Source organism: Burkholderia sp. JP2-270 (genome assembly GCF_003233675.1).
Taxonomy (GTDB): Bacteria; Pseudomonadota; Gammaproteobacteria; order Burkholderiales; family Burkholderiaceae; genus Burkholderia; species Burkholderia pyrrocinia_C.
Genome location: NZ_CP029826.1, coordinates 627,135 through 640,451 on the forward strand (window position 1 = coordinate 627,135; position 13,317 = coordinate 640,451).

Annotated in this window: 12 protein-coding genes; 10 read left to right on the forward strand and 2 right to left on the reverse strand. The window is 60.5% G+C overall.

Annotated elements, in window-relative coordinates:
- Positions 1 to 589 precede the first annotated feature (589 nt).
- The 9 genes from DM992_RS35490 to DM992_RS35525 all read left to right on the forward strand — a co-directional run bounded on the left by DM992_RS35490 (position 590) and on the right by DM992_RS35525 (position 9,986).
- Positions 590 to 868 (forward strand): HU family DNA-binding protein, encoded by a 279-nt coding sequence (locus DM992_RS35490; RefSeq protein ID WP_059571965.1) that lies wholly within the window; start codon positions 590 to 592, stop codon positions 866 to 868.
- Positions 865 to 2,019, forward strand: a complete 1,155-nt coding sequence (locus DM992_RS35495) for a PDDEXK nuclease domain-containing protein (protein ID WP_111020911.1) — start codon at positions 865 to 867, stop codon at positions 2,017 to 2,019. The genes DM992_RS35490 and DM992_RS35495 overlap by 4 nt, the downstream gene beginning before the upstream one ends.
- 103 nt (positions 2,020 to 2,122) lie before the next feature.
- Positions 2,123 to 2,557 (forward strand): hypothetical protein, encoded by a 435-nt coding sequence (locus DM992_RS35500; RefSeq protein ID WP_111020912.1) that lies wholly within the window; start codon positions 2,123 to 2,125, stop codon positions 2,555 to 2,557.
- A 256-nt stretch (positions 2,558 to 2,813) separates the two neighbouring features.
- Complete coding sequence (locus DM992_RS42040) at positions 2,814 to 3,296, forward strand: hypothetical protein (RefSeq protein ID WP_162631813.1); 483 nt, start codon at positions 2,814 to 2,816, stop codon at positions 3,294 to 3,296.
- A gap of 355 nt (positions 3,297 to 3,651) precedes the next feature.
- Positions 3,652 to 6,342: a type VI secretion system Vgr family protein gene (locus DM992_RS35505; protein ID WP_111020913.1), complete on the forward strand. Its 2,691-nt coding sequence runs from the start codon at positions 3,652 to 3,654 to the stop codon at positions 6,340 to 6,342.
- 33 nt (positions 6,343 to 6,375) lie between these two features.
- Positions 6,376 to 6,669: a hypothetical protein gene (locus DM992_RS35510; RefSeq protein WP_111020914.1), complete on the forward strand. Its 294-nt coding sequence runs from the start codon at positions 6,376 to 6,378 to the stop codon at positions 6,667 to 6,669.
- Between the two features lie 33 nt (positions 6,670 to 6,702).
- Entirely contained in the window at positions 6,703 to 8,649 is a 1,947-nt protein-coding gene (locus DM992_RS35515; protein ID WP_111020915.1) for an alpha/beta hydrolase, read from the forward strand.
- 77 nt (positions 8,650 to 8,726) lie between these two features.
- Positions 8,727 to 9,686 (forward strand): T6SS immunity protein Tli4 family protein, encoded by a 960-nt coding sequence (locus DM992_RS35520; RefSeq protein ID WP_193727107.1) that lies wholly within the window; start codon positions 8,727 to 8,729, stop codon positions 9,684 to 9,686.
- A 12-nt stretch (positions 9,687 to 9,698) separates the two neighbouring features.
- Positions 9,699 to 9,986 carry a PAAR domain-containing protein gene (locus tag DM992_RS35525; RefSeq protein WP_059506574.1) on the forward strand — a complete coding sequence of 96 codons (288 nt, stop codon included), beginning with the start codon at positions 9,699 to 9,701 and terminating at the stop codon, positions 9,984 to 9,986.
- A gap of 204 nt (positions 9,987 to 10,190) precedes the next feature.
- Here the strand turns inward: DM992_RS35525 and DM992_RS35530 are convergent, their stop codons facing one another.
- Positions 10,191 to 10,874, reverse strand: coding sequence for a TIGR03747 family integrating conjugative element membrane protein (locus DM992_RS35530; protein ID WP_111020916.1), 684 nt, complete (start codon positions 10,872 to 10,874; stop codon positions 10,191 to 10,193).
- Between the two features lie 369 nt (positions 10,875 to 11,243).
- On the opposite strand from DM992_RS35530, the gene DM992_RS35535 reads away from it, so the two are divergent.
- Complete coding sequence (locus DM992_RS35535) at positions 11,244 to 12,179, forward strand: hypothetical protein (protein ID WP_111020917.1); 936 nt, start codon at positions 11,244 to 11,246, stop codon at positions 12,177 to 12,179.
- A gap of 320 nt (positions 12,180 to 12,499) precedes the next feature.
- On the opposite strand, the gene DM992_RS35540 is transcribed toward DM992_RS35535, so the two are convergent.
- Positions 12,500 to 12,982, reverse strand: coding sequence for a hypothetical protein (locus tag DM992_RS35540; protein ID WP_111020918.1), 483 nt, complete (start codon positions 12,980 to 12,982; stop codon positions 12,500 to 12,502).
- Positions 12,983 to 13,317 lie beyond the last annotated feature (335 nt).

Consider the following 13,317-nt stretch of genomic DNA (forward strand, 5'->3'; position numbering starts at 1 on the left):
CGCCTCCGCCAGCGCGTCGACCATTACGACACAAGATTAGTTGAAATCGCGCAGTACGTTACAAATTTAGTTGACGTCGCGGACGCGATAGTTACAGATTTAGTTGAAATCGCATCCGGCTGCTTCGCCTTGTAGATCAAGGGATTGCCGGAAATGCTGCGCCGCACCGGATTGGTTACAGATTTAGTTGTGCAAGCGTCGTCGCTCACACAACTAATGTTGAGTCGAGGCCCGGCTGCCGGTGGCGGGCAGAGGGGAGGCAGGAGACGCGGCACGAACCGATGCCGTAGTCCGCGCAGGTCGGCCGGGCAGATTTGGCTGGAGAAACAGTCAGGTTGTGTGACACCGGAAGCCGGACCACGTAGTCTGCGCCAGTGATGGCGCCCGCACCGGCGCGCTGGTCGTGTGAGCGCGGGCCGGGCGGAAAACGTTCGCGATTGCTCTTGGCGAGCGTGGCTGCGACAGGTGTAAGCCGGAGTTCATTGGTAGGCTGCCCGCCGCAGGCAGTGGTGGGGCGGAGGCCAGCGATTTGCGTGTGTGCAGCGGGATGAGGTAGGGTGCAGCTTTGACTTTGTTGCCGAGGCTGTTCATGAACAAGCAGGAACTCATTGACGCGGTCGCAGCGGGCGCGGGCGTCAGCAAAACCGACGCGAGCAAAACCGTCCAGGCGGTCCTGGACGCGATCACGGACGCGGTGAGTCGCGGCGAATCGGTACAGCTGATCGGTTTCGGCGCGTTTTCGCAGGGGCAGCGCGCTGCCCGCACGGGACGTAATCCGACGACGGGCGCGGAGATTGCCATCCCGGCCGCGAATACTGTGAAGTTCACCGCCGGCAAGGCGTTCAAGGACGTGGTAAACGCACTGTGACGCAGCGTGATGTCGGGCAGGCCGCTTATGCGGGACTGCACCGTGAAATTGCTGATGTAGTCGCGTCGGCGCGCGAAGCGACGGCTCGCACGGTGAACGCCCTGATGACGGCGACCTATTGGGAGATCGGGCGACGAATCGTTGAGTTCGAGCAGGGCGGGGAGGGACGGGCCGCTTATGGCGAGGCGGTGATCCGCCGTTTGGGCGCCGATCTGTCAGAGCGATTCGGTCGCGGCTTCGGATGGCGCAATCTCGCACAGATGCGCGCCTTTTACTTGACGTGGCCTGCGGATCGGATTGTGCAGACACTGTCTGCACAATCCACGCCCGCCCGGATTGTCCCGACAGCGTCTGCAAAATCAACTAAGGCGGCGGTGAAGGCGCCGCCGGGCGTGGCGTTTGAGCTGAATGCTATCGCTCAGGCTTTTCCGTTGCCCTGGTCCGCCTATGTTCGCCTCCTCGCGGTGAAAGCGCAGGCTGCTCGCGACTTTTACGAGGCTGAAGCGTTGCGTGAGGGCTGGTCTGTGCGGCAGCTTGACCGTCAGATCAGTAGTCAGCTCTATGAGCGGCTGGTGCTGTCACGCAACAAGGCGTCCTTGCTCGGGAAGGCGGCTGTAGCGCAACCCGGCGATCTTCTATCGCCTGAGGAAGCGATCCGCGATCCGTTTGTCCTCGAATTTCTTGACATGAAGGACGAATATTCGGAGTCGGATCTCGAGGCGGCCTTGATCCAGCACTTGGCGGATTTCCTCCTCGAGCTCGGCGATGACTTTGCGTTCATAGGTCGGCAGCGGCGTCTACGGATCGATGACACCTGGTTTCGAGTCGATCTCGTGTTTTTTCACCGGCGCTTGCGATGCCTGCTCATTATCGATTTGAAGGTCGGGCGCTTCAGCTATGCGGACGCGGGGCAGATGCATCTCTACCTCAACTACGCGCGTGAACATTGGATGAAGCCCGGCGAAAACCCCCCGGTTGGCTTGATTCTGTGTGCAGAAAAAGGCGCGGCCGAGGCGCATTATGCACTCGACAACTTACCGAACAAGATACTCGCAGCGGAGTATCAGACGGTCCTCCCGGATGAGGCCACGTTCGCGCGAGAATTGGAACGTACCAGGATCGAACTGGAGCGCCGGGGCCGCAAGGCGTGACTTCCCGTCCGAGGTTCCGAGGTGCTCAAACACGCGCGGATCGGCGAATACGATGAAGCGGTCGCCCGGTTAAATTTGATGTTGCTGGCACGGCAATCAAGCTATGCGAAAACACTCAACCGTGCGCCGACGGCCACTGACGAAGGCGCAACTACTACCTCTTCCGGTTGACCAGGTCCGTTGTCTTTCTCTCAAACACCACCTCGCACTTGCACTGCTTTGCGGCGGCAGTGGTGATATTGAGTCGATCGCCACGCTGTCCAATATGCTCGCGCTCGCGCTCGCGTTCTATTTGCGTTCCGAAGGCGAAGCGGAACTTTATCGCTCCGCGGACTTCGCACTCAACCAATGCATTGCGCGGGCAGAGCCGGGTGGCAAGTGGACTTTTACAGACGCGGAACGGACTGCACTCGAAGCGTTGCTTCGTGTTCATGATAAGCAACTTGCTGCGGTGCCGGTCCATCGCTATCTTGAAGCGCTGGAGCAGGTGCAGCATGTTGGCACGCCTTCCTTTAACTTGCCGATCGAATCGGACTGATGCTGAACGTTTTCTGCCTGTCGTGGCGAATACGCCGGCGGTTGATGTGCACGGATAAATCTGCGAGTTGGCGCAGCCAATGCGTGATCCGTGTGTGGACCTCGTAGTCGACAGTTTCTACGTAGAAACTCTAGGAAGTGAGTCACGGCGTGTGTAGTTGTATCGTCAAAGTGACCTGCCCCCATCAATAGGGCCAATGGGCTTCTAGCAAAGTCCCTTTAAACCAACTCCTGGAAAGCGGCAGGAGTATCCGCGGTTGCCTGGCGTGCTCCCGTTCCGGGATCAATCGAGCGCTCTGAAACCCATTTCCGGTCTCGAACTGTGCGTGACCCGGCCTCAAGCGACGCTCGACAAAACGGAGGTACTTCAGTTCCTGCTCTGCACGGTCTGGCGTCCGACGATCGTGATGGGTGACCAGCGAAATTTACGCCCCATGGTCGATACGGAACTGGTCTTTCTTCCGTACTACATCCGTCCCCCATTGCGTAACCCCATGAACCTGACATGGGGCGGATTCTTGAACCGATCGAACCTTCCGGGCGCGCGAACGCCAGGGGGGCCGGGCGGCGTGGTCCCACATGTCCAGAAATCATTCATTAGTGTGAACCACACATTGTGCCGGACGTTTCGTGTGTCCGAGTGGCCGGTTGTTCGTCCCGACCTGACCGCGGTGATTGGTGATGCATTCGACACGTTCTGCGCCTATCTTCTGACGGGCGCTACAACCCTCGGGAATTGAGCGACTCGCGACCGCATCGTGCTCGCCTCCGCGGGGCTGGGCGTCGTTTTTTTTCGGGGAGTGTGGGGCCCATCTCGCCGTGCGGCTTGATCCCAAGATGTCAGCCCAAGAACGATGGTTGCTCGACAGCGCGTTGGCCCCAGGGTCTCGTTCCCGCCTAGGATCGCCGTTATTCGAGTGATCTCCCGAATCAACACTGCGTGAGTGATCCGGCCTGTCCGTAGCCACTTAATCAGGCCCTTAATATTGGCGGACGTCCCAGTCAATCCATATTTTTTGCAATTCCTCATAATCGTCTGAGGGTTTTCACCGTAAAATCGCGCGGGCAGTAAAAAATAATTGACTGAGAGGCGGTATGGGCGCGCGCGACATAATCGGTGTAATGGCCGGTGGATTATCTCAGCAGGACCGTCTTCTAAAACTGGACACGCCGGCAGGCCAGAATGTCCTGCTGCCGCATCGCGTGACTGGACGTTCAAGGATCGGTCGCGACTATCTCTTCCTGCTCGATTGCGTTTCCACGTCCAGCGACGTTCAACTCAAAACGCTGATTTCCCAAGCGGTGACCCTCTGGGTTCAGCAGGCCGATGGTTCCTACCGCCCGCATCACGGCTACGTGCACATGGCCCGCCGGCTGGGAGCGGACGGCGGTCTCACCAGCTATCAGCTCGGTTTTTCCTCGTGGATGCACTTTCTGAAGTTCCGTCGCGACCAACGGCATTGGCAGGACAAGACCGCGGAAGAAATCATTGCAGACGTATTCAATGAGCATCCGCAGGCGAAGGGCATGTACCGCTTTGCGCTCTCGAAGCCGTTGCCATCCCGTTCCTATTGTCGGCAGGACGAGGCCGATTGGAACTTCGTGCACCGGCTCCTGGAGTCGGAAGGTCTGTACGGGGTCTGGCAACAGGCCGCCGATGGTAAATCGCATACGCTGGTGATCACCGATCGCCTCGACACGCTCGAACCGCTGTCGCCGGCCACCGTTGAGTTCTATCGTGCGGGTATCCATAGCGAGGCCGACGCACTGACCCACTGGGCGGGGACCCGGACACTGCAATCCGTGTTGTTGTCGACGCGCACCTTCGACTACAAGAGTCCTTCGACGCCCTTCAATCCGAAGGCGACATCGGTGCCGACGATGGCGAACCAGGGCGCGTTGCCCGCGCAAGCGGAAGTCTATGAGTACACCGGTGGCTATACGTATCCGGAGCAGGATCGAGGCGACCATCTGTCGAAGATCCGGATGGAGGAGTGGGAGTCGCAGGCCAAGCGCTTTCATGGCATCGGTGGCCTGCGTGCCGTGGATGCGGGTCGGCGCTTCACGCTGACCGGACATCCGGAGCACGATCAGGACGCGGCGAGCCAGAACGAATTCGCGAGCATCGAGGTGGAGTGGACCATCGAGAACAACCTGCCGCTCTCCGGACATGAAACGAGCTTCCCCCACAGTCTGAGTCATGCGCTGGAGCAGGCACGTGCCCACGATCCTGCCCAGATGTTCGGGGTGAGTCATGCTGACGGATCGACGGGGTTTTACCGGATCGCCATCGAGGCGCAGCGCACGACCGTGCCGTACCGCAGTCCGTTCGACCATCGCAAGCCCGAGGCGAAGCTAGAATCGGCGATCGTGGCAGGTCCGAAAGGCCAAGAATGCTATACCGATGAACTGAACCGCGTGAAGGTGCTATTCATCTGGGATCGGCACAACGAGGGCGATGAGCGCGCGTCGTGCTGGGTACGGATCGCGCAGTCCGACACCGGCGAGGGCTATGGCAGCGTGCACATGCCGCGCGCAGGAGAGGAGCTCCTGATCGGCCATATCGGCAACGATATCGACCGCCCGATCGCGCTGCATCGCGTCTACAACGGCGCCACGAAACCGCAGTGGCATTCGAATGGCCTGCTATCCGGCTATCAGTCCCGGGAGTATGGCGGCGGTGGCGGCTACAACCAGCAGGTCATGGACGATTCGACCGGCCAGCCGCGGATGCGAGTGATGAGTAGCCACGGCATGAGCGGCCTGCATCTCGGTTACCAGATCGTCCAGAACGGCAATACCCGGGGCGCTTATGTGGGTAGTGGCTTCACGCTACGTACCGACAACGCCGGCGCGATTCATGCGGGCGAGGGGCTGTACTTCAGCACCCATTCCACCAGTGTCGACGGGCAGCCGCTCGATACCAGTCAGCCACGCGAGATTCTGGCGCGCGCCGATCTGCTGGTCGAGTCGCTGTCCTCCGCCAGTGCGACGGCCAGGGGTGAGGATCTGAAGCCCGGACGCGAGGCCCTCGCCGCGTTCGCGAAGGCGACCCAGCACAGCAAGGCAGGCGTTTCCAACGGCGGCAGTACGGCCGGCGGCGGGACCGGCAATGCGAACGCTTTCGCGAAGCCTGTCATGCTCGGTTCGAGCCAGGAAAGCATGGGCCTGACCACGCGCGCGTCGGCGCAGCTGGTGGCCGACGAGCACCTCAATCTGGTGAGCGGCAAGGACACCTACTGGGTGGTCGGCAAATCGCTGGTGGCGGGCGTCGCGGAAAAAATCAGTATCTTCGTCCAGCGCGCTGGCATGAAGCTGATCGCCGGAAAAGGCGCGGTCGACATCCAGGCCCTCAGCGACCAGCTGCGCCTGCTTTCCGAACTCGGTATGACGCTGAAGAGCAACAACGGCAGCATCGTGATCGACGCCAAGACCGAACTGATGCTGAAGTGCGGTGGCTCGTACATCCGGATTACCGCCGATGGCATCGAGGACGGCACCCGCGGTGCGCGTACCGTCAAGTCGGCAGCGTTCAGCCGGCAGGGACCCAGTTCGGTGGCCGAGCATATGAACAGCCTCCCGAAGCCGGCGTTCAACGACAAGTACGTACTGCGTGATCGCATCACGGGCGATCCGCTCAAGAACCATCCCTACGAGATCGTTCGTGGCGATGGCACCCGCCTGAGCGGCATCACCGACGAGCTGGGCCATACGACCGAGCAGAAGAACAACGACATCGAAACCGTGATGATCCGTGCGTTGCGACCCAGCGCCAACAAGGCGTAGGCGGTTTCACAGAACCACGATGAGGGAACATCCATGAACCAAAATCAGCCTGACCGGCCCGGTGCGCCGGGCCAAGGCCCCGGTGATGACGAGGCCGCACGGGACGTCGTCCATGCGGTAAAGCCGGCCTTCAACGACCGGTACCTGCTGCGCGATCGCGTCACCGGCAATCCGCTCACACATCATCCGTACGAGATCGTTCGTGGCGACGGCACGCGCGTGAGCGGCGTCACCGACGCGCTGGGCTACACGAGCGAGCAGGCGAGCGACGACGATGGTGAAACCGTGATGGTCCGTGCGCTGCGATCGGGCAAGCACCCGGCCTAGGCCCCTTCACGGAACCTCTTTAAGCGAGCATCCATGAGTGAAAATCAACCGGACCGCCCGGACGCACCGGGCCCGGGCTCCGGCGACGACGAGTCCGAACAGCAAGTCGTTCGCCTGGGATCGCACACCGACGAGAGCGGCGACTCGTATGCCCACGCCACCTTGACGCCGGCCGACGATACCCGCGCCAAGGAGACATTGCACGATTTGCGTCCCATCATCCCGGTGATCTTTATCCCCGGCGTCATGGGTTCGCCCGTGGTGGCCAGGGAGAGCGGCGAGGAGGTCTTCTCCGCGCCGAACCTGGACACGCTCGGTGCGAAGCTTGGCGGATTGCTGTCGGTCCTTTTTGGCTGGTTTCAAAGCGCATCGACGCGCGAGACCCGTTTCGATCCGCTCAACGTCTCGGCCACGCCGCTGGGGCCCGTCAATGTGGGCGATGGCAAGACGATCACAGAGAAGGAGGCGCGTCGGCGCGGCTGGGGCTCGGTGTATCGGACCGGCTATCAACCCGTGCTGCTGTGGCTCGAGCAACAGCTGAACAACCCCAAGCTGTGCGGCACGCTGCACGGAGCTTGGTGCGAGCCCGATCCCCAGGGCGAGACGTGGACACTGCATCCAGTGCTTGGCACGGCGCCCACACAATACGGTGCATACGGGAAAGGCGAGGCGATTACCGAGAATTCCCCGGAGTTCGAGCGTTTCATCAAGTTCCGCTATCGCGTCTACGCGATCGGCTACAACTGGCTGCAGTCGAACGACGATTCGGGGCGCGACATCGTCAGCGGTCTGGACTGTCCCGACCCGCAGACCAAGAAGAAGACGCGGCTGATGGGGATTACCGAAATCTGCAAGGAGAACGATACGGGCAAGGCCATCATCCTGACCCATTCGATGGGTGGCCTGGTGGCTCGCTTCGCCGTCGTGAACCATCACGCGGAAGACTTGATTCACGGGGTCTTTCACGGTGCGCAACCGGCCACCGGGGCGCCGCTGGCGGCCAAGCGTTACAAGACGGGCGGCGGTCCCGAAGGCGGCCTGAACGGGTTCATTAACGGCAGCCTGCTCGGGCGCGACGCGGACGAGTTCGTCGCGGTGATGGCGAATGCGCCGGGGCCGATGGAGCTGACGCCGATGCCGGACTATCACAACGGCGCGGCATGGTGGATTTTCGCTCGACCTGACGGAACAGTGCTGATGCAGTTCCCGGAGAATGGTGACGCCTACAACGAGCTGTATCTCAATGCCAACTGGTACGGTTTGTTGCCGAAGGAAGACCAACTTGATCCGGCCGGTCTGGTGAAAAAGCGGCTGGGCAAGGACGCGACCGGCGCCCATGTCCTGGTCGACCATTATCAGGCCACGTTGAAGCAGACGGTCATCCGGCAGAGCCAGTTGAAGAACCAGTACCATGGCAAGACGTATGTGGCGTATGGCAATGGGGGATTGGATACACGATCGCCCGCGTCCGGCACGGCGACCGAGGCCACCAGCAAGGACAAGCCCACCGTCGAACAGGGCGAACCGACGAAGAACCTGTTGGCTTGGGGCAATGCCATCTGGACGGGCGACGTGCCGGCCGATGTGCAGCCTGCCGAGCTCCGCGCCGCCAAGCTGCTGCACGATTCGGGCAAGGGCGAACTCCGCGTGCTGCTACAGCAACGCAACCTGAGTGTCACGTTCACGATGCAGAAGACCAACAAGGTCCCCGACGTGAGCGCCACGACGGACTGGGATCGCGTGGCGGACAAGACCGGCATCATTCGCGGCGATGGCACCGTGCCGGCGTGGTCGGCGGACGCGCAGGCGCGTGGCCTGAAGCCGGATGTGCCGGGCGATCCGGCCAAGGGCGTGCAGATGGCGTTTGTGCAAGCCGGATATGAGCACATGAAGAGTTACGCGCACCCCTGGACACGCTGGGCGCTTCTCTACAGCGTGGTGCAGATCGTGAAGGATATCGATGTGCCGGGAGGGGCGTGATGGCACGTTTCATTCGCACACTCTTTTTGCTGGCGGGTCTGTGTGCCTGCTCTCTAGCGTTTTCCGTGGAACCGACGATGAACAATCCTTTGCTGTCCAAAGCACGTCCGTGGTGCATCGGCCGACTTGTGTTCGACCGGCCCGTATCGAGCGAGATCTCGAATGAGAATTACAAGTACCGCGGGGAAAAGCTCGTCACGACCCATAATGTGCCGGTGGAGACCTACGACGCCAAGGTCGCGGCGCGGGAGAAGGAACTGCGCACGAAGCAGCGCGTGAATCCCGTCAATCTGGAGGAAAAGACGGGGCATGCGTGGCTGGAGAAGGCGTTTTCTCCAGTGCCGCACTCGCGGGTTTTCATCTTCAACAATGCGGTGGCAAAGGCGGCGACCTTACCGTTCGATACCGAAGGTTATCTGTTCGCGAACCGTACGCTCGTCCATACGACGGGCATGATCGGCGCGGATGTCCTGGAGCGGGCCGAGAGCATCTATAACGACACCTATCGCCGCATCAAGGTGCGCGATAATTGGACCGTGCCGACCGAATCGGGCTTCTGCTTTGATGGCGGCATCGTCACCGGTTCGTCGACCTACACGGAAGAGGTCAGCCAGTCGTTCGCGTTGATGCCGGGCCGGCCAGCGCTGCTGGTGATCAAGTTGCGCGACGCGGTGGATGGGGATCAGGCCCAGCCGCTGACCAGCAGCCTGTCCGCGTTGCGTGCGAAACTCGATCGCATGCCCGGCAGCTATCGTATCCTGCGGCAGGGCAAGCGGACGGTGGCTGGCATGGACGCCGAGGAAGTGCTGTTTGCGCTGAAAGACGGCGATGTCACGGTGTATCGCTTCTACCTGCTCGCGCCGGGGAATCCCGCGACGGTGGCGCAGCCGCATACCTCGGTCGAATTGCTGCTGGGCGCGCCGGCGCGTGATGACCTGCCGCCGGACCAGGCCACCTCGCCGGTCGACGAAGCGGGGGCACTGCAGACGTGGGACACGCTGGTGAACAGCCTGCGCGCGCGACCAGGTGCGGCCTGAGCGGGGTGAACGATGCGCCGCTACGATATTGTGAAAGGCGACCTGACGACGGTCGGCGGGGTCGTGCAGGGCGGCGACGCGCACGACCTGATCGGTGGCCGCGAGCAGGCGTACGAGACCGATCCGGTCTGGTGTCCCGTCTGCAAGACCATGGGACATATCCAGTGCGATGGGTCGCGCGTTTCCACGACGGGTCCCGACGGACGGCAAGCGGCACTGAGCGATGATCTGTGTGTCTGCCTGTGCACGCCGCCGCCGCGCCTGGTGCCGTCGCAGCAAACGTCCTATGTGGATGTGTAGCCCCGCGGTGGTTGGCCGACGCCGAGGGTCGGTGCGGTTCTTTTCAGAGAGGATCACGGAATGATCAGGACGTGGATGGGGATGATTTTACTGCTGGCGAGTGTCGTGGCCCTGTCGGGCTGCCAGTCGCTGTGGGATTGCATGCAGGCACTGGGCGGCGGTTGTCATTGAGGTCGCGCCGGCCCCTGTGGATCGGCGGGACGCCTAGAGATACTTTTTGAAGCTGCCGGCGGCGATATCCATGGCGAGCCCGAGTAAGGCCGCGGCCGGCAGCAACACCAGCAAGGGACTGAGACTGATCGGCAGAGCGAGATAGGTCACCCAGGGCAGCACGGCGAGCGGCATCAGGCTGGCCTTTGCCCGGTGATAGACGAACCCCGATTCGCGACCCGCACCGAAGCGCCTCACGTCACGGCGTACCAGGCCGTCGACCAGCCCGACGAACGCAGCCATGACGAACAGCGGCAGCGTCAGGCAGAGCACGCCAAGCCGAACCAGGAACACCAAAATCGTATAGGCCGCCGCGATCAGGTCGGCCTGCAGATGCACGGCGACAAAGCCCAGGTAAAAACGAAGGTCTTTCGCCTGGCGCAAGCTGTCGTGCTCGGCGCGGGCCGACGAGGCACGCATCCAGTCGAGCAATCCGCTCTTCTCGAACAGCTGTTGGTGTGCGAAGTTTCTGCTAACAGTGACCAGAGATACTGCTAATGGGAAAACTCGTGAACGCGCCGGCTGCAAAGGCCGAGAGCCACGTTCTGTTCGTGTCCACCCGCGTTGGGCTGATGCAACAATGAGGGGGTGTATGTGCAAAGATTTTGCTAATGCGCCTTCGAGAGCTTGCGATGCCAGATGTGGCTCACGAGCGGCGTAATGAGGAAAGTCGCTCATGACGAGAGCATGGCGTGCACGTAACCGATGATCAACAACTTGGGTGCGTGCGCAACAATATACCTTTCGTCAGAAGGACGGGGATGCGACTTTAATGCGTGTTTTCCAGGGTGGGGGATGCTGTCGACATTGAGCCGTGGTGCACGCCCATGTCGCGCTTCAACTCCATCGCTTGGAATTCAGCGCACGTCGATGAAATACCTCGCCAGCGACCTGCCGCTGCTCACTTCCTGAGCTTGACGTTCGCCGCCCCGCATTAGCGGAATCACTGGACACGATTAGCGCTCGAACTGACACCATTAGCAGAATCTGCGAACTTCAACAGCATACGTTCAATTTGATCAACGGCCACAAAACGGAACGAGAATTATGAAAATAATTGATAGCTTTCTGCCGCCAGCCGTACAAGCAGTCGTCATAGGCACGCTCGTCACTTATGCTCTTAGCCAGTTCGATGGCGTGCGCAAAGAAAGGCGCAGCTCGAAAAGCTTGGTGTTCATCTGTTGGTACGGCGCACGTAGACTTCCGGTTCGTTTGCCTCGCTGGATCACCTTTGTGGCGTCCGTGCTCACGAGCCGCTTTCGGAAGCCGATGGATCAGATCGTGCTGCCAGCGCCTTCGACACAAAAGGTAGTGGTTTTCATTGCGAACAATGGACGGGTTCCGCTCAGCAGCGACGACCTTTTCAAATCCACCCCGCTCAAACTAAGGCTATCCGGCGACGGTCAACTGGTCGACGTCAGAACACGCTACGAGAGCGACCAGATAGCTGGCATCAAGCTGACGGGGGAACGTAGCTTTCTGCGCCGTCCGAAAAACCACCTGGCCGAGAGGGAAATCACGTTCGCATACATGGCGCCCGGCCATGGATTAGCCCTCGAAATCGAATACAGCACGCTTGGCAAGACACCGGTCTCCTTCAGCCTCTCGGGTCCCGTGAACGGTATGAAAGGCTCGATCCAGCAACAGATCCTGTTTGAGATCGATATCGAAAACAACCAGCGTCGCCGTCGAGAACGGCGATCCGAGATCTTGAGATTATGGATAGGCATCCTGATGATGGTGGTCGCTGTGAGTGTCGGAGTGGTCGACGCTTACGCGAATGGTGGACGTTTTGCCATGACCAAAAGCTTGCCATACTGGTCTACGCTGGGCCTTTTGGCGGTCGGTGAAATCATCGCCCTTGTGGCCTGGTTTCGCGTCGAACAGGTGAGAAAGATTCCCGCCGCGCTTCGATACTGGGAAGCGCAACAACAACCGCCGGGTCTCTCCGCCATTCTTACTACTGACCGGACAACCGTCTAGCCACCACTTCCTCCACGGACTTTCACGACGCGGCTCATCGCCTCAAAGGGACGTGAGCCGCGCAGTACACTGCGAGCGTAGAGCAAAACAAAGATGTCAATTCGAGGTGCGCGTAGCACGGGGCTCTCGGCGCCCGAGTTGACGATTTTATCGACAATCTCACCGAAATAAAGTCGTCACTTCGTCTATGTCCGAAGCAAAGTCGTCAATTCGCGTCGAACACTCCCTCGCACAACCGTAGAGGCATGATTTATAGCGGTCCGCGTCAGCCCGCCACGAGGGCGAGCGGCAGGCGGGGCGGTCAGGCGGCCCGATCGCCCTTAGGCGGGCGGCCACGGCGAAAGCACGCTGTCCCAGTACTCGAACGTCAGTTTGCCGTCGACTTCGTCACCGACGTAATCCAACGTATAAGGGGCGGCCAGACTCAGCACGCCTTGGTCGGTTCCGTTGTCGTCGATCGCCCAGGCCAAGTGCTTCTCCAGTGTAACAATCGATACCAGCGTGCCCTGGCCGAGCGCGGTCTTGGTAAACGAGAAGCGCGCATGATTGAGGGTATTGTCATCCGGCGGCATACGGCCTTCATATGGGACCAATTTCGTCGGATCGTCCAGACTTTGCATGATCCAATTGCCCTCCACATCGCTAAAGACCCCCATCATCGGACTCAGCGAAAACATGCAAAACGCGTCCGGTGTGTCTTTGCATGCGACGTAACAATCTCGGCCGTGGAAGCTCGTAACCAGCGAGATCCACTTTTTGTTGTACGCCGACCTGAACGCAATGCCCTGCAGAGACGATCCCATGGTTGCCACTCCTCGTAGTGTTCAGTGATCGGTAGCATAGTCCACCGCCAACATGGACTATTTTTCGAACGCAGCGCGGTCAAGCCCGATCCTTGGCTGCCGAACGTTCAATATAGGCGATTCGGCGTGAATTCATATGACAAAAGTCGTTTGCTGTGTGGGCATACGGCGGCATGCCGTTCATAAACGTTGGGGGCATTGGGGGTGATACGCACCAAAACCCGGCCGGACGCTCATACAACTGAAGTTATGTCGATCCGGCGCCCACCATGAAGCAACCCTGCCGCACCCGCGACCTCGTGTGCGAAAGCCCACGTATCGATTTGTCGTCGATC

Coding starts and splice junctions, on each gene's coding strand:
- DM992_RS35490 (WP_059571965.1), top strand. CDS start 590: ATGAACAAGCAGGAACTCATTGACGCGGTCGCAGCGGGCGCGGGCGTC.
- DM992_RS35500 (WP_111020912.1), top strand. CDS start 2,123: ATGCGAAAACACTCAACCGTGCGCCGACGGCCACTGACGAAGGCGCAA.
- DM992_RS35505 (WP_111020913.1), top strand. CDS start 3,652: ATGGGCGCGCGCGACATAATCGGTGTAATGGCCGGTGGATTATCTCAG.
- DM992_RS35510 (WP_111020914.1), top strand. CDS start 6,376: ATGAACCAAAATCAGCCTGACCGGCCCGGTGCGCCGGGCCAAGGCCCC.
- DM992_RS35515 (WP_111020915.1), top strand. CDS start 6,703: ATGAGTGAAAATCAACCGGACCGCCCGGACGCACCGGGCCCGGGCTCC.
- DM992_RS35520 (WP_193727107.1), top strand. CDS start 8,727: ATGAACAATCCTTTGCTGTCCAAAGCACGTCCGTGGTGCATCGGCCGA.
- DM992_RS35525 (WP_059506574.1), top strand. CDS start 9,699: ATGCGCCGCTACGATATTGTGAAAGGCGACCTGACGACGGTCGGCGGG.
- DM992_RS35530 (WP_111020916.1), bottom strand. CDS start 10,874: ATGAGCGACTTTCCTCATTACGCCGCTCGTGAGCCACATCTGGCATCG.
- DM992_RS35535 (WP_111020917.1), top strand. CDS start 11,244: ATGAAAATAATTGATAGCTTTCTGCCGCCAGCCGTACAAGCAGTCGTC.
- DM992_RS35540 (WP_111020918.1), bottom strand. CDS start 12,982: ATGGGATCGTCTCTGCAGGGCATTGCGTTCAGGTCGGCGTACAACAAA.